General features: G+C 70.7%; 23 protein-coding genes. 16 read left to right on the forward strand and 7 right to left on the reverse strand.

All coding sequences use genetic code 11. The features are described 5' to 3' along the window. Positions 1-141: 141 nt before the first annotated feature. On the reverse strand, positions 142-1,122 hold the full coding sequence (locus H0524_RS18460) for a heme A synthase (RefSeq protein ID WP_180199767.1): 981 nt from the start codon (positions 1,120-1,122) through the stop codon (positions 142-144). A 98-nt stretch (positions 1,123-1,220) separates the two neighbouring features. Here H0524_RS18460 and H0524_RS18465 point away from each other — a divergent pair, with 98 nt between their 5' ends. From H0524_RS18465 to H0524_RS18530, 14 genes are all read left to right on the forward strand, one after another. Next, positions 1,221-1,976, forward strand: a complete 756-nt coding sequence (locus H0524_RS18465; RefSeq protein WP_180199768.1) for an ArsR family transcriptional regulator — start codon at positions 1,221-1,223, stop codon at positions 1,974-1,976. Continuing rightward, the gene (gene sufB / locus H0524_RS18470; RefSeq protein ID WP_018727332.1) at positions 1,973-3,403 is read left to right on the forward strand and encodes a Fe-S cluster assembly protein SufB; all 1,431 of its coding nucleotides are present in this window, start codon (positions 1,973-1,975) and stop codon (positions 3,401-3,403) included. The genes H0524_RS18465 and sufB overlap by 4 nt, the downstream gene beginning before the upstream one ends. A 67-nt stretch (positions 3,404-3,470) precedes the next feature. Continuing rightward, positions 3,471-4,667, forward strand: coding sequence for a Fe-S cluster assembly protein SufD (sufD, locus tag H0524_RS18475; RefSeq protein ID WP_180199769.1), 1,197 nt, complete (start codon positions 3,471-3,473; stop codon positions 4,665-4,667). Next, complete coding sequence (locus H0524_RS18480) at positions 4,667-5,011, forward strand: non-heme iron oxygenase ferredoxin subunit (protein WP_026322774.1); 345 nt, start codon at positions 4,667-4,669, stop codon at positions 5,009-5,011. Before sufD ends, H0524_RS18480 begins: the two co-directional genes overlap by 1 nt. After that, positions 5,011-5,784 (forward strand): Fe-S cluster assembly ATPase SufC, encoded by a 774-nt coding sequence (sufC, locus tag H0524_RS18485; RefSeq protein ID WP_018727335.1) that lies wholly within the window; start codon positions 5,011-5,013, stop codon positions 5,782-5,784. The genes H0524_RS18480 and sufC overlap by 1 nt, the downstream gene beginning before the upstream one ends. A 25-nt stretch (positions 5,785-5,809) precedes the next feature. Beyond that, positions 5,810-7,114 carry a cysteine desulfurase gene (locus H0524_RS18490; RefSeq protein WP_180199770.1) on the forward strand — a complete coding sequence of 435 codons (1,305 nt, stop codon included), beginning with the start codon at positions 5,810-5,812 and terminating at the stop codon, positions 7,112-7,114. Next, the gene (gene sufU / locus H0524_RS18495) at positions 7,114-7,590 is read left to right on the forward strand and encodes a Fe-S cluster assembly sulfur transfer protein SufU (protein ID WP_180199771.1); all 477 of its coding nucleotides are present in this window, start codon (positions 7,114-7,116) and stop codon (positions 7,588-7,590) included. The genes H0524_RS18490 and sufU overlap by 1 nt, the downstream gene beginning before the upstream one ends. Next, complete coding sequence (locus H0524_RS18500) at positions 7,587-8,006, forward strand: metal-sulfur cluster assembly factor (RefSeq protein ID WP_180199772.1); 420 nt, start codon at positions 7,587-7,589, stop codon at positions 8,004-8,006. The genes sufU and H0524_RS18500 overlap by 4 nt, the downstream gene beginning before the upstream one ends. A gap of 98 nt (positions 8,007-8,104) precedes the next feature. Next, positions 8,105-8,935 carry a hypothetical protein gene (locus H0524_RS18505; protein ID WP_375372013.1) on the forward strand — a complete coding sequence of 277 codons (831 nt, stop codon included), beginning with the start codon at positions 8,105-8,107 and terminating at the stop codon, positions 8,933-8,935. 41 nt (positions 8,936-8,976) lie between these two features. Then, positions 8,977-9,657, forward strand: coding sequence for an acVLRF1 family peptidyl-tRNA hydrolase (locus tag H0524_RS18510; RefSeq protein ID WP_309225159.1), 681 nt, complete (start codon positions 8,977-8,979; stop codon positions 9,655-9,657). 213 nt (positions 9,658-9,870) lie between these two features. Next, positions 9,871-11,475, forward strand: a complete 1,605-nt coding sequence (locus tag H0524_RS18515) for an ABC-F family ATP-binding cassette domain-containing protein (RefSeq protein WP_180199773.1) — start codon at positions 9,871-9,873, stop codon at positions 11,473-11,475. Positions 11,476-11,629: 154 nt separating this feature from the next. Then, the gene (locus H0524_RS18520; protein WP_007462679.1) at positions 11,630-11,857 is read left to right on the forward strand and encodes a helix-turn-helix domain-containing protein; all 228 of its coding nucleotides are present in this window, start codon (positions 11,630-11,632) and stop codon (positions 11,855-11,857) included. 46 nt (positions 11,858-11,903) lie between these two features. Beyond that, positions 11,904-12,671, forward strand: a complete 768-nt coding sequence (locus H0524_RS18525; protein WP_180199774.1) for an enoyl-CoA hydratase/isomerase family protein — start codon at positions 11,904-11,906, stop codon at positions 12,669-12,671. A gap of 113 nt (positions 12,672-12,784) precedes the next feature. Next, the gene (locus H0524_RS18530; protein WP_180199849.1) at positions 12,785-14,761 is read left to right on the forward strand and encodes an ABC transporter ATP-binding protein; all 1,977 of its coding nucleotides are present in this window, start codon (positions 12,785-12,787) and stop codon (positions 14,759-14,761) included. Between the two features lie 42 nt (positions 14,762-14,803). On the opposite strand, the gene H0524_RS18535 is transcribed toward H0524_RS18530, so the two are convergent. The 5 genes from H0524_RS18535 to H0524_RS18555 form a co-directional block, all read right to left on the reverse strand. Next, positions 14,804-15,565, reverse strand: a complete 762-nt coding sequence (locus H0524_RS18535; protein WP_180199775.1) for an SDR family oxidoreductase — start codon at positions 15,563-15,565, stop codon at positions 14,804-14,806. A 41-nt stretch (positions 15,566-15,606) separates the two neighbouring features. Further along, entirely contained in the window at positions 15,607-16,113 is a 507-nt protein-coding gene (locus H0524_RS18540; RefSeq protein ID WP_180199776.1) for a hypothetical protein, read from the reverse strand. Further along, the gene (locus tag H0524_RS18545; protein ID WP_180199777.1) at positions 16,110-16,928 is read right to left on the reverse strand and encodes a DUF692 domain-containing protein; all 819 of its coding nucleotides are present in this window, start codon (positions 16,926-16,928) and stop codon (positions 16,110-16,112) included. The genes H0524_RS18540 and H0524_RS18545 overlap by 4 nt, the downstream gene beginning before the upstream one ends. Next, on the reverse strand, positions 16,925-17,803 hold the full coding sequence (locus tag H0524_RS18550) for a TIGR04222 domain-containing membrane protein (RefSeq protein WP_180199778.1): 879 nt from the start codon (positions 17,801-17,803) through the stop codon (positions 16,925-16,927). Before H0524_RS18550 ends, H0524_RS18545 begins: the two co-directional genes overlap by 4 nt. A gap of 81 nt (positions 17,804-17,884) precedes the next feature. Beyond that, a complete protein-coding gene (locus tag H0524_RS18555) occupies positions 17,885-18,457 on the reverse strand; it encodes a TetR/AcrR family transcriptional regulator (RefSeq protein WP_018727348.1) in 573 nt (190 codons plus the stop codon). A gap of 242 nt (positions 18,458-18,699) precedes the next feature. Between H0524_RS18555 and H0524_RS18560 the strand changes: the two genes are divergently transcribed. Further along, positions 18,700-19,344 carry an HAD family hydrolase gene (locus H0524_RS18560; RefSeq protein ID WP_180199779.1) on the forward strand — a complete coding sequence of 215 codons (645 nt, stop codon included), beginning with the start codon at positions 18,700-18,702 and terminating at the stop codon, positions 19,342-19,344. Between the two features lie 154 nt (positions 19,345-19,498). Beyond that, entirely contained in the window at positions 19,499-20,425 is a 927-nt protein-coding gene (locus H0524_RS18565; protein ID WP_180199780.1) for a serine protein kinase RIO, read from the forward strand. 78 nt (positions 20,426-20,503) lie between these two features. Here the strand turns inward: H0524_RS18565 and H0524_RS18570 are convergent, their stop codons facing one another. Beyond that, complete coding sequence (locus H0524_RS18570) at positions 20,504-20,752, reverse strand: DUF2630 family protein (RefSeq protein WP_180199781.1); 249 nt, start codon at positions 20,750-20,752, stop codon at positions 20,504-20,506. Positions 20,753-20,911 lie beyond the last annotated feature (159 nt).

Below are 20,911 nucleotides of genomic sequence, written 5' to 3' on the forward strand. Positions count from 1 at the left end.
TTCGCGTCCGACGACGTTGGCGTTGGGGGAGCATGCCAGGGCGGTCCGAACGGGGCCGACGGCTCAGGCTCGGGCGGGGCCGACGGCTCAGGCTCGACCCCGGGGGTCGACGGCTCAGGCTCGACCCCGGGGGTCGACGGCTCAGGCGGGAACGGGGACCGAGGGCTCGGTCGTGGTGTCGCCGGCGGTGGTGGCGCTCGGGGTGGGGTCGGTTTCCGGCCGGCGCTCCCGGGTCGACCGAAGCACCGCGAGGGTGGCCAGCAGCACCAGGCAGGAGCCGAGCATGTGGGCGCCGACGAGCAGCGCTGGCAGGTTGGTGAAGTACTGCACGTAGCCGATCACGCCCTGCCCGGCCTCCACCCCGACCAACACCAGCGCGGCCCGGGCGGGGCCGGCGGCGCCGACCGCCCGGAACGCGAAGACCAGGGCCACCGAGAGGCCGATCAGCAGGAACACGCCATCGGCGTGGATCTGGGAGAGCTGCTCGGGGTCGAGGCCGTTGCGGGCCGCCCCGCCGTCACCGGCGTGTGGGCCGCTGCCGGTGACCCAGGTGCCGACCACGAGTACCGCCACGCAGACCACGGTGGTGATCACCGCGAGGGTGCGCAGCGGCCCGGGCACCACCGGCACGGTCGGGCCGTCCGGTTCCGCGATCCGCCGCCAGAGGGCGTACGCGAGGGCGATGACGACCATCGAGGCGAGGAAGTGCAGCCCGACCACCCACGGGTTGAGATTGGTGCGGACGGTGATCCCACCGATCACGGCCTGCGCCGGGATGCCGAGCAGGACCGCGACCGCGAGTGGCAGCAGGCCGCGTCGGCGTGGTCGGTGTAGCAGGACGGCCACCACCACGGCGATGGCGACGATGCCGACCACGAAGGTGAGCAGCCGGTTGCCGAATTCGATCGCCCCGTGCAGGCCCATTTCGGGCGTTGCCGTGTACGACGTGTCGGTACATCGGGGCCAGGTGGGGCAGCCCAGGCCGGAGGCGGTCAGCCGGACGGCCCCGCCGGTAACGACGATCAGCACGTTCGCGAGAATGTTGGCGAACGCCAGCCGGCGAAGCATGGTGGTGGAGACCGGGAACCGGGCGGCGACAGTCACGGCGCAAATCCTACGCATCGTAGTGGTGCCTCCTCGGGCGGCTTCGCCACAACGGTGTTTTGGATCACCGGACCCCGAGTTTGCAGGCCTCCGGCGAATTACGTAACGTTGGCGTTGTGAAAAACGTGGCGGGGCTCTCGGGGCGCCAGCCGGCGCCTGTCGGGCTCGCCGGTGGGTCGGCCGTCGCCGACCCGTCAACCCGCGACCGGGTTACCCAGCTTCTGCTGGAGCGGGGTGCCACCACCGCCGCGCAGCTGGGGCGCGAGCTTGGGCTCAGCCCCGCCGCGATTCGGCGGCACCTGGACGCGATGCTCGCCGAGGGAGATGTCCTCGCCCGCGATCCGGCGGTCCGGGGTCACCGCGGGCGCGGCCGTCCGGCCAAGGTCTTCCTGCTGACCGAGGCGGCCCGCGGTCGCTGCGGCACCCACCACTACGACAACATGGCCACCGCCGCGCTGCGCTGGATCGCCCGGGGCGAGGGATCTGCGGCGGTGGCGGCCTTCGCCGCCGAGCAGGTCTCCGCCCTGGAGAGCCGCTGCCTGGCCGCCATGGAAGACGCCGGCGACGACCCGCTCGCCCGCGCGGAGGCACTCGCCGCCGCGCTGACCGCGGAGGGCTACGCTGCCAACGCCTCCACGATCGCCTCGGGGGGGCAGCTGTGCCAACATCACTGCCCGGTCGCGCACGTGGCCGCCGAGTTCCCCCAGCTGTGCGAGGCCGAGACCGCGGTGATCTCCCGTCTGGTCGGCACCCACGTTCAGCGCCTCGCGACCATCGCGCACGGCGATGGGGTGTGTACGACGCACATTCCGGCCCAACCGGGGCATGTTCAGTCCAGTAAGACCGTCACCACTGTGAGGACAGGTAGATGACCGAGCAGACCGTTCAGCCCCTGACCCAGGAGGAGCAGCTCGCGGCCCTCGGTCGCTACGAGTACGGCTGGGCCGACCCCGACGCGGCCGGGGCCGTCGCGCAGCGTGGCCTCAACGAGGCGGTCGTGCGGGACATCTCGGCCAAGAAGGCTGAGCCGGCCTGGATGCTCGACCTGCGGCGCAAGGGGCTGCGGTTGTTCGATCGCAAGCCCATGCCGGCCTGGGGCGCCGACCTCACCGGGATCGACTTCGACAACATCAAGTACTTCGTGCGCTCCACCGAGAAGCAGGCGACCAGCTGGGAAGAGCTGCCGGAGGACATCAAGAACACCTACGACAAGCTGGGCATCCCCGAGGCGGAGAAGCAGCGGCTGGTCGCCGGGGTGGCGGCGCAGTACGAGTCCGAGGTCGTCTACCACAAGATCCGTGATGACCTGGAGGAGCAGGGCGTCGTCTTCCTCGACACGGACACCGCGCTCAAGGAGCACGAGGACCTCTTCAAGGAGTACTTCGGCACGGTGATTCCGGTCGGCGACAACAAGTTCGCCGCCCTGAACACCGCGGTCTGGTCCGGTGGCTCCTTCATCTACGTGCCGAAGGGCGTGCACGTGGAGATCCCGCTCCAGGCCTACTTCCGGATCAACACCGAGAACATGGGCCAGTTCGAGCGGACCCTGATCATTGTTGACGAGGGTGCGTACGTGCACTACGTCGAGGGCTGCACCGCCCCCATCTACTCCTCGGACTCGCTGCACAGCGCCGTCGTGGAGATCATCGTCAAGAAGAACGCCCGCTGCCGCTACACCACCATCCAGAACTGGTCGAACAACGTCTACAACCTGGTCACCAAGCGCGCGGTGTGCCACGAGGGCGCGACCATGGAGTGGATCGACGGCAACATCGGCTCCAAGGTCACGATGAAGTACCCGGCGGTCTTCATGACCGGTGAGCACGCCAAGGGCGAGGTGCTCTCGGTGGCCATGGCCGGTGAAGGCCAGCACCAGGATGCCGGTGCCAAGATGGTGCACGCCGCACCCCGCACCAGCAGCACCATCGTCTCGAAGTCGATCGCCCGCGGTGGCGGTCGCACCTCGTACCGCGGTCTGGTGCAGGTGTTGGAGGGTTCGCACAGCAGTAGGAGCACCGTGAAGTGCGACGCGTTGCTGGTCGACACGATCTCCCGCTCGGACACCTACCCGTACGTCGACATCCGCGAGGACGACGTGTCGATGGGGCACGAGGCGACCGTCTCGAAGGTCAGCGAGGACCAGCTCTTCTACCTGATGAGCCGGGGGCTGAGCGAGGACGAGGCGATGGCGATGATCGTCCGTGGCTTCATCGAGCCGATCGCCAAGGAGCTCCCGATGGAGTACGCGCTGGAGCTCAACCGCCTGATCGAGCTGCAGATGGAGGGCGCGGTCGGCTGAGGCCGTGGCGGACCCGACCCGTCCCCTGTTACTGACACCGTCGTCGCAGAACAGAACCAAGGAAGAGATGACTACCCAGGCTTCCGCGCCGCCCAGCACCAAGTCGCAGGCGCTGCGCTCATACGATGTCACCGACTTCTCGGCCCTCACCGGCCTGGAGGAGGAGTGGCGCTTCACCCCACTCAACCGACTGCGGGGCCTGACCGGCGAGGTGCCGGCCAGCGCGGGCGCGGTCCGGCACGAGTACGGCGACCTGCCCGCGGGCGTCACCATCGAGCCGGTCGCGAAGGACGATCCGCGGATCGGCAGCGTACTCGTGCCGGTGGACCGGATCAGTGCGCTGGCGTACCGCGGTGCGGCGCAGGCGCAGCTGGTGCGGGTCGCCGATGAGGCCGTGCTGGCCGAGCCGGTGACCCTGCGGGTGGTCGGCGAGGGCGCCGACGAGGTCGCCTTCGGGCACACCTTCGTCGAGGTGGGCCGGTTCGCCGAGGCGACGCTGGTGCTCGAGCACGTCGGTTCGGCGACGCTCGCCGACAACGTCGAGGTCTCGGTCGCCGACGGCGCCAAGCTGACCCTGGTCACGGTCGCCGACTGGGCCGACGACGCGGTGCAGGCGCAGCACCTGAAGGTGCGGCTGGGGCGCGCCGCCCGGGTACTGCACGTCCAGGTCAGCCTCGGCGGCGACCTGGTCCGGCAGTACACCACGGTGGAGTACACCGAGCGGGGCGGCGAGGCCGAGCTGTACGGTGTCTACTTCGCCGACGAGGGGCAGCACCTGGAGCACCGGCAGCTGGTGGACCACTCGGTCCCGGACTGCCGCAGCTACGTGGGCTACCGCGGCGCCCTACAGGGTGAGAGCGCCCGTACCGTCTGGGTCGGCGACGTGCTGATCCGGGCCGAGGCGACCGGCACCGACACCTACGAGATCAACCGGAACCTGCTGCTCACCGAGGGTGCGCGGGCGGACTCCGTACCCAATCTGGAGATCGAGACCGGGGAGATCGCCGGTGCCGGTCACGCGAGCGCGACCGGTCGCTTCGACGATGAGCAGCTGTTTTACCTGATGGCCCGGGGCATTCCGGAGGCCGAGGCGCGGCGGCTCGTGGTCCGCGGCTTCTTCGCCGAGCTGTTGAACAAGATCCCGGTCGAGTCCCTGCGGGAGCGTCTCGGCGCGGCGATCGAGGCCCGGCTGGCCAGCGGGGGGAGCGAGTTCGCCGACCCGACGCACGCGAGCGGGGACATCGCCGCGAAGGCCGGCGCGTGATGATCCGCATCTGCTCCGCCGAGGACGTGCCGAAGGGCAGTGTGGTCAGTGCGGACATTGACGGTCTGAAGATCGCGATCGTGCACGGCGAGGACGGCGCCTTCTACGCCGTCTACGACGAGTGCTCGCACGCCGCGGTGGCCCTCTCCGAGGGGGAGGTCGAGGGCTGCACCCTGGAGTGCTGGCTGCACGGTTCGCGGTTCGACCTGCGCACCGGCGAGCCGACCGGGCTACCCGCCACCGAACCCGTTCCCGTCTACCCCGTCGAGATCCGCGACGGCGACATCTACATCCCAGTGGGCGCCGACGGCCGCCCGACGCCAAGCAATGGAGTGACCCGATAATGAGCACCCTTGAGATCCGTGACCTGCAGGTGTCGGTCAAGCTGCCCGAGGGTGAGCTCAAGCCGATCCTGCACGGTGTCGACCTGACCGTCCGGTCGGGGGAGACGCACGCCATCATGGGCCCGAACGGCTCCGGCAAGTCCACCCTGGCCTACTCGGTGGCCGGGCATCCGAAGTACGAGATCACCGGTGGTTCGGTGACCCTCGACGGCGCGGACGTCCTGGAGATGTCCGTGGACGAGCGGGCCCGCGCCGGCCTCTTCCTGGCCATGCAGTACCCGGTCGAGGTGCCCGGGGTGTCGGTGGCGAACTTCCTGCGCACCGCGAAGACCGCGATCGACGGTACGGCGCCGAAGCTGCGCACCTGGGCGGGTGACCTGCGGGGCTCCATGGAGCGCCTGCAGATGGACCCGGCCTTCGCCCAGCGCAACGTCAACGAGGGCTTCTCCGGCGGCGAGAAGAAGCGGCACGAGATCGTGCAGCTGGAGCTGCTCAAGCCGAAGGTGGCGATCCTCGACGAGACCGACTCCGGCCTCGACGTGGACGCGCTCCGCGTGGTCAGCCAGGGCGTCAACCGGGTCCGGGAGACCGGCGACACCGGCCTGCTGCTGATCACCCACTACACCCGGATCCTGCGGTACATCAAGCCGGACCACGTGCACGTCTTCGTCGCCGGCCGGATCGTCGAGGAGGGCGGCCCGGAGCTGGCCGACAAGCTCGAGGACGAGGGTTACGAGCGGTACGTCGCCGGGGCCGGCTCGGCGCGGGCCTGACGACCTCAAGGAAAGGCCGGTCACGATGACCACCATCGCGATACCACCGGGTATGCCGCAGTACGGCGACGTGCCAAGCTACGACGTGGCGGCGGTGCGCGCCGACTTCCCGATCCTGGACCGGAAGGTCAACGGGCACCCGCTGGTCTACCTGGACAGCGCGAACACGTCCCACAAGCCACGGCAGGTGCTCGACGTGCTGCGGGAGCACTACGAGTGGCGGAACGCGAACGTGTCGCGCTCGGTGCACACGCTGGGCACCGAGGCGACCGAGGCGTACGAGGGCGCGCGGGCCAAGGTCGCCGCCTTCATCAACGCCCCGAGCCCGGACGAGGTGGTGTTCACCAAGAACTCCACCGAGGCGATCAACATCGTGGCGTACGCCTTCTCGAACGCGTCGCTGCGTCCCGACGCCGACCCGCGGTTCCGGCTGGGCCCGGGAGACGAGGTGGTGATCTCCGAGATGGAGCACCACTCGAACATCGTTCCGTGGCAGTTGCTCTGCGAACGTACCGGCGCCACGCTGCGCTGGTTCCCGGTCACCGACCACGGTCGGCTGGACGAGTCGGGCTTGACGGACCTGGTCAACGAGCGGACGAAGATCGTCTCGCTGGTGCACATGTCCAATATTCTCGGCACCATCAACGCCACGTCCCGGATCACGCAGCGGGTCCGGGAGGTCGGCGCGCTGCTGCTGCTCGACTGCTCGCAGTCGGTGCCGCACATGCCGATGGACGTGGTCGACTACGACCCGGACTTCATCGTCTTCACCGGGCACAAGATGTGTGCCCCGAGCGGCATCGGAGTGCTCTGGGGCCGTACCGAGCTGCTCGCGGCGATGCCGCCGGTGCTCGGCGGTGGGTCAATGATCGAAACGGTGGCGATGTCGGGGTCGACCTTCGCCCCGCCGCCGACCCGGTTCGAGGCGGGCACCCCGCCGATCGCCGAGGCGGTCGCGCTGGGCGCGGCGGTGGACTACCTCTCCGGTGTCGGCATGCGGGCCATCCAGTGGCACGAGAAGCAACTCACCGCGTACGCCCTGGATGCCCTGGCGACGGTGCCCGAGCTGCGGATCTTCGGGCCGAACGTTCCGGTGGGCCGCGGCGGGACGATCTCGTTCGCGCTGGGTGACATCCACCCGCACGACGTCGGGCAGGTGCTCGACTCGCTGGGCGTGCAGGTGCGGGTCGGCCACCACTGCGCCCGCCCGGTCTGCACCCGGTTCGGGGTGCCGGCCATGACCCGGGCCTCGTTCTACCTCTACACCACCACGGAGGAGATCGACGCCCTGGTGGCGGGGCTGGAGCAGGTGCGGAAGGTGTTCGCCTGATGCAGGTTGACCAGCTCTACCAGGAGATCATCCTGGACCACTACAAGCACCCGCACGGCCGGGGGCTGCGCGACGCGGACGACCCGGCGGCATCCGTCGCCGAGGCGCACCACGTCAACCCGACCTGCGGGGACGAGGTCACCGTCCGGGTCGCCACCGACGGTGCGGTGCTGCACGACGTCTCGTACGACGGGTACGGCTGTTCCATCAGCCAGGCCTCGGCGAGTGTGCTGCACGAGCTACTCGCCGGTCGTCCGACCGCCGAGGCGTTCGCGGTGCACGCGGCGTTCGTGGAGTTGATGTCCGGCCGGGGCGAGGTCACGCCGGACGAGGAGGTACTCGGGGACGGGGTGGCTTTCGCGGGCGTCGCCCGCTACCCCGCCCGGGTGAAGTGCGCGCTGTTGCCGTGGATGGCGTTCAAGGACGCCGCGGCACGCGCCGGTGTGGACACGAGTCCGACGGAGGTTCAGGGATGAGCGAGGACACTGCCACCGAGGCCACGCCGGCCGCCAGCGACGGCGCGACCGGTGCGGCGGCTCCGGCGGGCGTGCCGGCCGCGAAGGGCGGCAAGGCCGCCGTCGCCGACGTCGAGGAGGCGATGAAGGATGTCGTCGACCCCGAGTTGGGCATCAACGTGGTCGACCTGGGCCTGCTGTACGGCGTCCACGTTGACGACGACAACGTCGCCACGCTGGACATGACGCTCACCTCGGCGGCCTGTCCGCTGACCGACGTCATCGAGGACCAGGCGCGGTCGGCCCTGACCACCGGTCCGGGGGGCGGCCTGGTCAACGAGATGCGGATCAACTGGGTGTGGCTTCCGCCGTGGGGCCCAGACAAGATCACCGACGAGGGGCGCGAGCAGCTTCGGGCGCTGGGCTTCAACGTCTGACCACGGTGCCCTCCGCTGCATCCACTGTGCCAGGCGCTGCGTCGCCTCCGTCGGAAAGCCGATAGCCGCGGGCGGTGGGGGCGACGCAGGATCACGGTGTGATCCATGCGTTTCTGGCTGGTCTGGCCTACGGTTTCGGCCTGCTCATCCCGGTCGGCGTCTTCGCGGTACTCATCCTGTGGCTGGTCACGCGGACCGCGTTGCGGGTGGGTGCGGCCGTGGCCCTCGGCGTCGTGCTGGCCGATGGCCTGTTCGCAGCCGTGTTGGCCGTATCCGAGGGTCTTGGCTACCTGGTCGTGGCCATCCCGGTCGGCGTCTTCGCGGTACTTGCCCTGCCGGTCGCGCGGAACGCGTCGCGGGTGGAGACGGCCGCGGCCTTCAACGTCGCCCTCGCCAACGGTCTGTACGTGACCGTTGCGATCCTCGGCAGTGCCGCGTTGGCCTGGGTGCTGGCCCCGGCCGCCGGCCCCCTGCGGGTGGTCGCCGCGGTGGTGCTGCTCGCCTTGGCAACCCACGCCGCGGCGCGGCGTTCCGCCCGCTCGGGTGCGGTTGCCAGCCCGGACGCCGAAGCTACATCCACGGCCGGCGCCCCCGAGGTCGTTGGCCAGCCGGTCGCGGGCCGTGGGGACTTGGCGCCGCCGCCGCGGCGGGTGTTCGTCTGGATACCGATGTTGATGTTGACCTTGTTGAATCCCATGTCCATGTTCTATCTCGCGGTGCTTGTACTCGGCTTGGACCCAGCTGTCCCGGTTCTGCCGGCCGCTGCGGTGTTGCTGCTCGGGGTGTTTCTCGCCTCGGCGAGTTGCCAACTAGTGGTCGCCAGGGTTGGCATGCTGGCTGGCCGGATCCTCGCCGGTCCGCGCGGCCGGCTCGTGATATCCAGCACCATCGGAGCGCTCGCCGTCGTCGTCACGCTCGCGGCGGCCTGACCCGACGAAGGGGGGCCGGAGGGTAGGGGTAGGTTCGGGGTGTGCGTAGTAGGCCCGCAGCGGGAGGCGGCCGGTGGGTCGACGTGGACCCGGGCCGGGTCGCGCGCTGGGTTGCCGGCTTCACCGACCGGCACGGTCCGTCGATCTCCACCCCGCAGGAGTACGGGCTGCTGTTGACCGCCCCGGACGGTGCGACCGCCGAGGTGCATACCCCGCCCGGCGTACCCGGCGCGGCCGACCTGGACGGGTTCCTGGCGGCCGTGTCCCGGCCCCGGCGGATCGGCCTGCTGCTCGCCCGTAAGGGTGCGGTGGCCCTCGGCGTCGCCGAGGGAGCGGAGCTGGTCGTGTCGAAGGTGGACACGCACTACGTGCAGGGTCGGACGGCTGCCGGCGGCTGGTCGCAGCAGCGGTTCGCCCGGCGGCGGGAGAATCAGGCGAAGGCGGCGGTGTCGGACGCGGTTGAACTGGCCGTGCGCCTGCTGCTGCCGGCGGCTCCGACGCTCGCGGCCCTGGTCTGTGGTGGGGATCGCCGGACGGTGGATACGGTGCTCGCGGATCGTCGGCTGGTTCCGCTGGTCGGGCTGCGTGCCGAGCGTCTGCTGACCGTGCCGGAGCCCCGCCGCGCCGTGTTGCTCGACGCCATTCCCGCGGCCCGAGCCGTCCACATCCTCGTCCGTGATCCCGAGATGGGGACCGCGCGCAACGCCGGATCCGCCACCTGACCGGTGGTCGGTGCCGGCCAACGACGGGCGGCACCGGGCCGGTAAGTGATCTTGGCGGGGGTAATCCGCAGGACCGGGCGGGGCGTGTCCCGGTACACTTGCCGCGTGCTGCTCTGCGAAGGCTGAACCGCCCCGCACCGACGGTCCTCCGGCCCGCCGGTGCTTTCGCGTGCCCTGAGTCAGCCTTTCCACCCCGAGAGCGAGTCATCCGACATGATCACTGCCACCGGCCTGGAACTCCGCGCCGGATCCCGAATCCTGCTTTCCGACACCACGCTGCGGGTACAGCCGGGGGACCGGATCGGCCTGGTCGGCCGCAACGGCGCCGGCAAGACCACGACGCTGAAGGTGCTGGCCGGCGAGGGGCAGCCGTACGCCGGTCAGCTCGACCGTCGCAGCAACATCGGCTACCTGCCGCAGGACCCACGCACCGGTGACCTCGACGTGACCGGGCGCGACCGGGTCCTCTCCGCCCGCGGCCTCGACCAGCTGATGGCCCGGATGGCGGAGCTGGAGGCAAAGCTCGCCGAGGCGCCGGAGGACAAGCTGGTCCGCCGCTACGGCGCGCTGGAGGACCAGTTCGCCTCCCTCGGCGGGTACGCGGCCGAGGCGGAGGCGGCCCGGATCTGCGCCAACCTCGGGCTTCCCGACCGGGCGCTGGCCCAGACCATCGGCACCCTCTCCGGTGGCCAGCGTCGCCGGATCGAACTGGCACGGATCCTGTTCCGTGACGCGGGCGAGAACGGCGGCGGCATTCTGCTGCTCGACGAGCCGACCAACCACCTGGACGCCGACTCGATCACCTGGCTGCGCGGGTTCCTCGCCAACCACAAGGGCGGCCTGATCGTGATCTCCCACGATGCCGCGCTGCTGGAGGCGGTGGTCAACAAGGTCTGGTTCCTGGACGCCACCCGTTCGGTGGTGGACGTCTACAACCTGGGGTGGAAGGCGTACCTGGAGGCGCGGGAGACCGACGAGCGGCGTCGCCGCCGGGAGCGGGCCAACGCGGAGAAGAAGGCCGGCGCGCTGATGGCGCAGGCGGACAAGATGCGGGCCAAGGCCACCAAGACCGTGGCCGCCCAGAACATGGCCCGACGGGCCCAGCGGCTGCTCTCCGGTTTGGAGGAGGTGCGGGTCTCCGACAAGGTGGCGAAGGTGCGCTTCCCCACCCCCGCGGCGTGCGGTCGTACCCCGCTGACCGCGAGCGGGCTGTCGAAGTCGTACGGGTCGTTGGAGATATTTACCGATGTGGATGTCGCGGTCGACCGCGGCTCCCGGGTGGCGATCCTCGGCCTCAACGGCGCCGGCAAGACCACCCTGCTGCGGATCCTCGGTGGCCTGCTGGAACCGGACACCGGCGGGGTGCGGCCCGGGCACGGCCTCCGGCTGGGCTACTACGCCCAGGAGCACGAGACCCTGGACGTCCAGCGGACGATCCTGGAACACATGCGCAGCGCCGCGCCGGAGCAGAGTGACACTGATCTGCGCCGGATCCTCGGTGCGTTCCTCTTCTCGGGGGAGGACGTGGAGAAGCCCGCCGGGGTGCTCTCCGGCGGGGAGAAGACCCGGCTGGCCCTGGCCACTCTGGTCTGCTCCGGTGCGAACGTGTTGCTGCTGGACGAGCCGACGAACAACCTCGACCCGGTCAGCCGGGAGCAGGTGCTGGACGCCATCGCCCGCTATCCCGGTGCGATCGTGCTGGTCACGCACGATCCGGGCGCGGTGACCGCGCTCAAGCCGGATCGGGCCATCCTGTTGCCCGACGGGGACGAGGACGCCTGGAGCGACGACCTCCTGGAGTTGGTCGAGCTGGCCTGACCGACCCCGGGCCCTGACTTCGCCCCTATCGGGAAGCCGACATTACATAGCGTGTCGGTTGGCGAATAGTTGATATCTGGCGCATGATCGTTCGAGGCGGTCTAATAGGTGGGACCGTATCCGAACCGCACAGTCTGGGACGTGAGGACACAGCATGGCAGCCACTGGCACAGCCACCAGCACTGAGAAGGGTCGCCGGATCGTCGGGGCCGAGCGTCAGACGCTCGCCAAGGACCTGGTCAAGCGGTACACCTCGGGGGAGAGCATCCGTGCGCTCGCGGCCTCGACCGGCCGCTCCTACGGATTCATCCACCGGGTGCTCACCGAGTCCGGGGTGCAGCTGCGGCAGCGCGGCGGCGCCCGGCGTCGCAAGAAGGCGTGAGCCACCGAGCGGCGTCACCCATCAGCACCGTTCCCCGGGCCGCCCGGTGACTGCCGAGGCGACCGGGGTCCGGCTGGAGTGTGACGGGGCGGTGGCCACGGTCACGCTGGCTCGGCCCGACGTGCTCAACGCGCAGACGCCGGCGATGTGGCAGGCGCTGCGCGACTTCTCCCGGAAGCTTCCCGGTGACGTGCGCGTCGTGGTTGTCCGCGGTGCGGGCCGGGCCTTCTCCGCTGGCCTTGACCTTTCCGTGGCGGGTGCTTCCGGGCCGGGTTCCTTCGCCGAGCTGTCCACCCTGCCCGAGCAGGAGTGCGCGGACCGGATCGCCGAGTTCCAGGACGCCTTCACCTGGCTGCACCGACCCGACCTGGTGTCGATCGCGGCGGTGCAGGGGCACGCGATCGGCGCGGGCTTTCAGCTGGCGCTCGCCTGTGACCTGCGGGTTCTCGCCGAGGATGCCCGGTTCTCCATGGCCGAGGTGACGCTCGGCCTGGTCCCCGACCTGGCCGGCACCAAGCGCCTGGTCGAGCTCGTGGGCTACTCGCGTGCCCTGGAGCTCTGCGCCACCGGGCGGCGGTTGGACGCCGCCGAGGCGGACCGGATCGGGCTGGCAACTCTGGTCGTGCCGACCGGGGAGCTGGCCGGGGCGGTCAGCGACCTCACAGCGGGTCTGCTCGCCAACGACCGGGACGCGGTCGTGGAGATCAAGGCGCTGCTCGCCGGTGCGTCCGGCCGGACCCCGGCCGAGCAGCAACGGGCCGAACGGGAGGCGCAGACCCGGCGGTTGCGGGAACTCGCCGGCCGGGGAGAGTAGTAAGGGCCGTACGGGAAGATTCGGGTTACTTTCCGGGTTGTCACAGGCGTCGGGAGAATCGACCCGGAGGTGGTGGTCGGCCCGACGACCCGGAGGTGAGCGTGTCCAATCCGATGTCCGGCGGCGGCATGGGCGGCTGGAGCATGCTCCGGTCGATGCGGAGCCACGACGAGATCTCGGCGCACCGGCTCCAGCGCGGGGTGGCGCGTCGGATCGTCGGCTTCGCCCAGCCGTACCGGCGGGACATCGTCGTTTTCCTGGCCACCGTCGTGCTGGCCGCGATGATCGGGGTCGCCACCCCGGTGCTCGCCGGCAAGGTCATCGACGCCATCACGCGGGGCGGCACCGAAGCGTCCTCCCTGGTCGTTCGGCTGGCGTTGGTGATCGCCGCGCTCGCGGTGGCAGATGCGCTGCTCTCGCTCGCCCAGCGGTGGTACTCGGCCCGCATCGGTGAGGGCATCATCCTCGACCTGCGGACCCGGGTCTACGACCACGTCCAGCGGATGCCGTTGCAGTTCTTCACCCGGACCCAGACCGGCGCGCTGGTCAGCCGACTCAACAACGACGTGCTCGGGGCCCAGCGGGCGTTCACCTCGACCCTGTCCGGTGTGGTCAGCAACGTCATCCAGCTGGTGCTCACCGCAGCGGTGATGTTCACCCTTTCGTGGCAGATCACCGCACTGTCGCTGGTGCTGCTACCGGTGTTCATCATTCCGGCCCGCCGGGTCGGGCGGCGCCTCGCCGAGATCACCCGCGAGTCCTACAACCTCGACGCGAAGATGAACGCGACGATGACCGAGCGCTTCGGTGTCTCCGGGGCACTGCTGGTCAAGCTCTTCGGCCAGCCCGACAACGAGGCACGCCGGTTCGCCGCGCGGGCCGAGCGGGTAAGGGACATCGGCATCCAGTCCGCGATGTACTCGCGGACCTTCTTCGTGGCGATGCTGCTGGTCGCCTCGCTCGCGCAGGCGCTCACCTACGGGCTGGGCGGGTGGCTGGCGGTCACCGGCAGCGTCAGTGCCGGCACCGTCGTCACGCTCGCGCTACTGCTCACCCGGCTCTACGGCCCACTCACCGCGCTGTCCAACGTACGGGTTGACGTGATGAGCGCGTTGGTCTCGTTCGACCGGGTCTACGAGGTGCTCGACCTCCAACCCGCCATCACCGAGCAGGCGGCTGCCGTCACCGTGCCGCGGGGCGACGGTCGGGTCGAGTTCCGGTCGGTGCGTTTCCGGTATCCGAGCGCCGCCGAGATCTCGCTGGCCTCGCTGGAGGAGGTCGCGGCCCTCGACCGGACGGCCACCGAGCCGGTGCTCCGGGGCGTGTCGTTCACCGTCCAGCCGGGGCAGATGGTCGCCTTGGTCGGGCCCTCCGGCGCGGGCAAGTCGACCCTGTCCATGCTGATCTCGCGGCTCTACGACGTTACCGACGGTCAGGTACTCGTCGGCGGGGTTGATGTCCGGGACGCCAGCCTGGACTCCCTGCGCGACGAGATCGGTGTCGTCACCCAGGACTCACACCTGTTCCACGAGACCATCGCCGAGAACCTGCGGTACGCCAAGCCGGCGGCCACCGACGACGAACTCTGGGCTGCCCTCGCCGGTGCGCAGGTGGCGGACCTCGTGCGGGCGTTGCCCGACGGCCTGGACACGGTGGTGGGTGAGCGCGGCTATCGCTTCTCCGGCGGGGAGAAGCAACGCATCGCGATCGCCCGGGTGCTGCTCAAGGCACCCTCGATCGTGATCCTCGACGAGGCCACCGCGCATCTGGACTCGGAAAGCGAGGCAGCGGTGCAGCGGGCGCTCTCGGTGGCGTTGACGGGGCGGACCGCGCTGGTCATCGCGCACCGGCTCTCCACGGTGCGGGAGGCCGACCAGATTCTCGTACTCGATCAGGGGCGGATCGTCGAGCGGGGGCGACATGAGGAGCTGGTCGTCCTGGGCGGGCTCTACGCCGAGCTGTACCGGACGCAGTTCGCCGTCGCCGACTCGCCGACGCCGTACCAGGACGCGACCGGGCCGGAACCGGTGACGCTGCCGATGCGCTCCTACGTCACCGAGGAGGCGCTGCCACCGGCCGCCGCCAACTAGCCAGCGCTGGTCCCGACTAATGCCTGCGGTGGGACTGGGTGACTACAGCCCGCGCAGCGTGCCACCATCCACCGGTAGCGTGATTCCGGTCAGGTAGCTGGCGGCGGGGGAGAGCACGAACGCCGCCACCCGGCCGAACTCCGCCGGCTCGCCCAGCCGGCGGAGCGGGATCTCCGCCTCCGCCATGGCGCGGGCCTGTTCGGGATCCCCGGCGGTGGCGAGGAGCTGCGCGTTCCGGTCGGTCAGCATCCGCCCCGGCAGCAGCCCCACCACCCGGACGCCCTGGGGGCCGTACTCGTCGGCCAGGTCCTTGGCGACCCCGGCCAGTCCGGGCCGGAGGCCGTTGGAGATGCCCAGGCCGGCCAGGGGCGCCCGCGCCGTGATGGACAGCACCAGCCCGATCGCCCCGCCGTCGGGCAGCGCGCCGGCGACGGTACGAGCCATTCGGACGGTGCCGAGGAAGATTGTCTCGAAGGAGCTGCGCCACTGCTCGTCGCTCACGGTGGCCGCGCTACCCGGCGGTGGGCCGCCGACCGAGACCAGCGCGCCATCCAGCCGCCCGAACGCCTCCCGGGCGGTCGCCGTCAGCCGTTCGGGCAGCTCCGGGTCGGCCAGGTCGGCGGGCACGCCGACGGCGCACCCGGGGCCACCGAGGCGGTGGGCGGCGGCGGTCACCGCCGCGGCGTCCCGGGCGGCGAGGACGACGCGCGCCCCGTCGGCTACGAGCGCCTCGGCGGTCGCGTAGCCGAGGCCCCGGGAAGCGCCGGTGAGCACGTACACGCGGTCGTTCAAGCCGAGCTCCATGCCCTGATCCTGCCGTATCCGGCGCCGGCACGCGGGGCGAGCTAGATTCGGCGGCGGGCGGAACGCAGGAGGCGCACCCGCCCGCCGAACTGAATCGCGACGGCGCCGCCGACCCGCCCCCAGGACGGCAGCCGGCGTGGCCGGGGCGGGTGCCCCGGCTCCGGGTAGTGGTACCCGGCCTGCCAGCAGGCCAGCTCGTCCGCCCCCAACGGCGGCAGCTCGCCGACGCCGTGTAGGTGGCGGGCCAGCTCCCAACCGTCGCGAAGGGCACCGGCGGGCGGTCGCCCGGCAGCCCAGTGCTGGAACACCTCAAGCCACCGTGGGTACAGGCCGGTGGCGAGCAGTGGCCAGTACCGGGCCACCTCGCCGGCCCGCTTACGCAGCAGGGCGGTCCGCGTGGCGGCCAGCGCTTCCGGCGCGAAACCTGGTGGCGGCGGGGCGTCGGCCACGAGAGCGGCGACGAGGGCGGCCTGCCGGGCGGCCAGCGTGGTCACCGTCGGGTCGGTGGGCCGCGTCGCCGGTACGTTCGCCGGGCGGGCGGGGTTCACGTGACCACCGGGAGGCCGCCGACGGCGGCGAGCGCGTCCAACTCGGCGCGGAGGGCAGCGGCCGGGGGGTAGTTTCCGTCCCGCTCCAGCAGCAGGGCCGGCGGTCTGTGACGAGCGCACAGCTCACCCACCAGGTCGAGTACCGGCCGGGACACTGGGCTGGTGTGGGTGTCGTGGTAGTAACCGTCCTGTTCGGCCCCGCCGGCCACGTGCGCGTACGCGACCCGTTCCAGCGGCAGCCGGTCCAGCAGGTCGAGCGGGTCGGCGCCGCGGTTGCGGGCGTTGGCGTAGACGTTGGCGATGTCGAGCAGCAGGAGGGCGCCGGTGCGGTCCAGGATCTCGGTGAGGAACGCCGCCTCGTCCAGTTCGTCGTCGGGCCAGTCGAAGAGTGCGGCGACCGGCTCCAGCGCGACCGGCACCGGCAGTTCGGCCTGGGCACGGGCGACGTTGGCGCAGACCGCCGTCACCGCCTCCCGGCTGCGCGGTAGGGGTAGCAGGTGACCAGCCTCCAACCCGCCGGCCCGAACGAAGGCGATGTGCTCGCTCACCAGTGCTGCGTCGGTCAGCTCAGCCACCGCGGCCAGGTGAGTTACCCGGGTGGGGTCGACCGGTTCGGCGCCGCCGAGGGAGAGCCGTACCCCGTGCGGCACGACGGCCACGCCGCGTTCCCGCAGCGCGGTGAGCTCAGTCGGCAGCGGACCGGCGGTCGGCACCGATTCGGCGATCACCTCGACGAAGGGTAGCCCGGGGAGCCCGGCGACGAAGCCAGCGATCTCGGGCCGCCATCCGATGCCCACCCCAACCGGACCGGTCATCCGCCGCACCCACCGCCGCCGCCATCACCACCGTTACCTACTCCGGGGGTCCCGCCCCCTCCGGCCGTCGACCCGCCGGCCAGGAACTGCTGCTGGATCTGCGCCTGCTCGGCGAAGCCGGGATCCATGGCCCAGAGAGCGGCCGTGCCGAAGAGGGCGACGCCCATCGCCGCCCCGGCGGCGCCATAGGTGGCATAGGCGGGATTGTGGTGGGGTGCCAGGTGCGTGTGCCGGTGGCGTAGCCGGCGTAGAACCCGGTCGGCGGTGCGGGTGCGCCACGGACGCCGGAAGAGCAGCACTATCACGACCAGCAGCGCGACCTGGGTCAGGAACAACCAGCCCACGGGACGTTCGTTCGCCAGACCGGCCGCGAGCCGCAGCATGCCGACTGCGAACAGGCCGGTGAGTAGCAGTGCCGTGTTACGCAGGGCAGCCCGCTGCTCGATGGACAGCGCCAAGCCGTGTCGCACCAGGTCAGCGCGGAGCTGGTGGACGGCCTGTCGCACCCCTCGGTCTCGGCTGAGCTCCTGGGCGCGTAGGCCCCGGCTGGCGGCGAGGTTAATTGCCTGGTCCAACGGGGAACTGCCGATGGGCAGCGAACCGCTGGCGGTCAACCGTCGGTCCCGGTCCACGTTGATCGCACCAGCGCTGCGGAGCCCCGCGAGAGCTGTCCAGACCGTCAGCGGCGTACCACCGCTGAGGTAGGCGACCTGCTGGGGGCTGAGCAGGTTCGCGTCGTACGTCGATCCGTTCAGTATCTCGTTTCGACGTAGGAGTGCGATTGTGACGAGAACGGCGGCGGTCACCAGGTAGAGCCCGAGGAAAAGCGGGCCGGGAATGCCCCAGGTGTTGCCGGGGGCGGCGAGGAGGACCATCGGACACTCCTGTCGTGGGGATGGAACCCATTGTGGGTCACCGATGCCAACGGAAAGGAGAGCGGGAACGGGCGGGGACGGTCACCGCCGACGGACGGCCTCCTCGACCAGGTTGAGTACCGGTCCGAGGTCGTCGGCGGGGCGGCCCATCGCCAGGTGCAGGACCAGACCGTCGTACGCCAGCTTCAGGAACTGGGCGAGCACATCGACGGGGATGTCGTCGCGTAGGACACCCGCCTCGCGCTGGCGGAGCAGACGGTCGCGGGTGGCTTCGGCGATCGCCGCGGACCGTTCGGTCCACCGCCGGGCGAATGCGGGATCGGTGCGGAGCCGGCGCGAAACCTCCAGTTGGCTGCCCAGCCAGCCCGTCGTGTCGGGGGAGGCCGCCCGGGCCAGCAGATCGCGCATCACCTGCACCAGGCCATTGCGGGCGACAGTTTCGACCATCGCCGCCGCATCGTCCTCGGCCACGGCGAGGAAGAGGGAGTCCTTGTCGCGGAAGTGGTGGAAGATCGCTCCACGGGAAAGGCCGGTCGCCTCCTCCAGCCGGCGCACGGTGGCGCCCTCGTACCCGTGTCGGGCGAAGCAGACCCGGGCGGCGGTGAGGATCTCCTGCCGGCGCGCGTCGAGTTGGTCCTGACTTACTCTGGGCACGGGTCGATCGTGTCAAACCACCTGGCGTCCCGCAAACCGTACGTACGGCTTGCGGTCTTGCTGGTTGCCTCGGCCCGGTGCGGCAGCGGGAGACCCGATCGGCGAGCTTGAGTGCCGTCAGCCTCGAGTCCGCCTTCTGCGGACAAATCTTCTACCAGCGCTAAATCCGTTTGTCATAAAATTCTGGCCATTTGGCTGCTCGGGTCTGTCGGGCGGACACCTCAGTCCCGTAAGGTGCCGGAGTGCCGCTGCTCCTTCTTGACCTGGATAACACCCTGCTCGATCGAGAAAATTTGTTCCGCTCCTGGGGCGAGCGCTTCCTGGTCAAGGTCGGTGCGCCACCAGGTGACCTCGATTGGTTGCTCTCCGTTGATGCGGACGGGTTGACCGATCGGTGGGATGTGGCCGATGCGATCCGTAACCGCTACTCGCTCGCGGTCCGCTCGGTCGACCTGGTGGAGGAGCTGCACGAGGGGGTGCTCGCCGACACCCGACTTGATCCACTGGTGGCGTGCGCGCTGCGGATCGTCGGCGATGCCGGGTGGATGCCGGTGGTGGTCTGCAACGGGGCGGTACGGCAGCAGGAGGAGAAGATCCGGCGGACCGGGCTGGACCGCTACCTGGCCGACTGGGTGATCTCCGAGGGGGCCGGGGTCAGCAAGCCGAACCCGCGAATCTTCGCACTGGCCGCCCAGCGGGTTCGGATGCCGCTGCGCGGGGCCTGGGTGGTCGGTGACGGCCCGGAGGCGGATATCGGCGGTGCCGCGGCCGTGGGGCTGCCCAGCGTCTGGCTGCACCGAGGGCGTACCTGGACCGACGGACGGTTCGCCCCCACCTTCACGGTCGACGGTCTGATCGCCGCCCTCGCCGCGGTGCTCGCGGCGTAATACCGGTTGCCGCGCCGCGATCCGACGGCGAGCATGGGACCGCACGGCGTACCCCGGGCCATCGGCCCGGTCGAGGAGAGGAGGTCGGTCATGGCCATCTACACAGGTCACTTCCCACTGTCTTCATTGACCTCGACCGAGGGATCTCACCGCAGTGCGCGATCACGACTCTCCGGTGCCGGAACGCCGGACCCGCGGCAGACGCCGCTTCGACGATGACGAACCACGCTTCACCAAGGGCGGGCGGAGAGCCGGGCCGCAGCCTGCTGACTCCGACCCGCTGCCGGATGCCCAGACCTGGTCGTCCTGGGACGACGCGATCCGGGGCCCCCAGCCGTACCCCGCCTGGCTGGTAACGGAGCTGGCCGCCAAGGACACCGAACTGGGCGTGCTCAAGACCGGCAAGGAGGCGGACGTCCATCTCGTCCGCCGCGCCGTGCCCGACACCGACCAGTCCTGCCTGCTCGCGGCCAAACGATACCGAGCTGCCGACCACCGGCTCTTCCACCGGGACGCGGGATACCTGGAGGGGCGGCGCGTCCGACGCTCCCGGGAGATGCGGGCGATGACCCGGCGAACCGCGTTCGGGCGGCAGATGATCGCCGGGCAGTGGGCGGCGGCGGAGTTCGCCGTGCTCGGCCGCCTCTGGGAGATCGGTGCCCGGTACGGCACGATCGCCGTGCCCTACCCGGTCCAGCTCCGCGGCACCGAGTTGATGCTGGAGTTTCTCGGTGACCACGATGAGGGGCAGGCCGCCCCACGGCTGGCGCAGCTACGGCCGGCGGAGGCCGACCTGCGTGACCTGTGGGGACAACTCGTCGAGGCGCTGGTGGTGCTCGCCCGGGCTGGCCACGCCCACGGTGACCTGTCGCCCTACAACCTGCTGGTGCACGAGGGGCGGCTGGTGCTCATCGACCTGCCTCAGGTCGTGGATCTGGTTGTCAACCCGCGGGGGCCGGAGTACCTGGCCCGAGACGTTCGGGTGGTTGCCACCTGGTTCGTCGCCCGCGGCCTGCCGGCGGAGCAGGCGGAACCGCTCGCCCTCACCGAACACCTGCTCCGGGAGGCGGGCCTGCGGTGAAATGCTGCTCCGAGCGGCGGGCCGGCCTTGAACCCGGTGCGCGCCGCGTGGCGCGGCCGGCGTTGCTCCAGCCGGGCCCTACTGGAGGTAGCGCGCCACCTCCGGCGCCGGACGTACGCCCTGGGCGTCCGGGTCGCCGTGGGTGGAGCGGGCGGCGCGCCGCCGGCGCAGCAGGTCCCAGCACTGGTCCAGCGAGGCCGACAGATCCAGGAGCCGGTCGCGGCTCTCGTTGTCGGTGCCCTCCTCGTTGGCCTGGGCCGCGGCGCGGAGCTGGTGTTCCTCGTCAACCAGCTCGGAGATGCGCTTCAGGATGGTCTTGTCGTCCATGACCACGAGCCTGGCACAGCATGGCGAGATCACACCCGGGATCGGGCTGCTGTCTCGGGGCAACGCCCGGTCAGCCGCTTCGGGTAGGTAACCCGGCCCGACCCGCCAGGTGGAAACGCGACGGGGCCCCCACCGGTGTGGGGGCCCCGGGCGTTACCG

This window comes from Salinispora sp. H7-4 (assembly GCF_013416675.1).
In the GTDB taxonomy this organism is placed as follows: domain Bacteria; phylum Actinomycetota; class Actinomycetes; order Mycobacteriales; family Micromonosporaceae; genus Micromonospora; species Micromonospora vitiensis.

Coding starts and splice junctions, on each gene's coding strand:
- H0524_RS18460 (WP_180199767.1), bottom strand. CDS start 1,122: ATGCGTAGGATTTGCGCCGTGACTGTCGCCGCCCGGTTCCCGGTCTCC.
- sufB (WP_018727332.1), top strand. CDS start 1,973: ATGACCGAGCAGACCGTTCAGCCCCTGACCCAGGAGGAGCAGCTCGCG.
- sufD (WP_180199769.1), top strand. CDS start 3,471: ATGACTACCCAGGCTTCCGCGCCGCCCAGCACCAAGTCGCAGGCGCTG.
- H0524_RS18480 (WP_026322774.1), top strand. CDS start 4,667: ATGATCCGCATCTGCTCCGCCGAGGACGTGCCGAAGGGCAGTGTGGTC.
- sufC (WP_018727335.1), top strand. CDS start 5,011: ATGAGCACCCTTGAGATCCGTGACCTGCAGGTGTCGGTCAAGCTGCCC.
- H0524_RS18490 (WP_180199770.1), top strand. CDS start 5,810: ATGACCACCATCGCGATACCACCGGGTATGCCGCAGTACGGCGACGTG.
- sufU (WP_180199771.1), top strand. CDS start 7,114: ATGCAGGTTGACCAGCTCTACCAGGAGATCATCCTGGACCACTACAAG.
- H0524_RS18500 (WP_180199772.1), top strand. CDS start 7,587: ATGAGCGAGGACACTGCCACCGAGGCCACGCCGGCCGCCAGCGACGGC.
- H0524_RS18515 (WP_180199773.1), top strand. CDS start 9,871: ATGATCACTGCCACCGGCCTGGAACTCCGCGCCGGATCCCGAATCCTG.
- H0524_RS18520 (WP_007462679.1), top strand. CDS start 11,630: ATGGCAGCCACTGGCACAGCCACCAGCACTGAGAAGGGTCGCCGGATC.
- H0524_RS18530 (WP_180199849.1), top strand. CDS start 12,785: ATGTCCGGCGGCGGCATGGGCGGCTGGAGCATGCTCCGGTCGATGCGG.
- H0524_RS18535 (WP_180199775.1), bottom strand. CDS start 15,565: ATGGAGCTCGGCTTGAACGACCGCGTGTACGTGCTCACCGGCGCTTCC.
- H0524_RS18545 (WP_180199777.1), bottom strand. CDS start 16,928: ATGACCGGTCCGGTTGGGGTGGGCATCGGATGGCGGCCCGAGATCGCT.
- H0524_RS18550 (WP_180199778.1), bottom strand. CDS start 17,803: ATGGTCCTCCTCGCCGCCCCCGGCAACACCTGGGGCATTCCCGGCCCG.
- H0524_RS18570 (WP_180199781.1), bottom strand. CDS start 20,752: ATGGACGACAAGACCATCCTGAAGCGCATCTCCGAGCTGGTTGACGAG.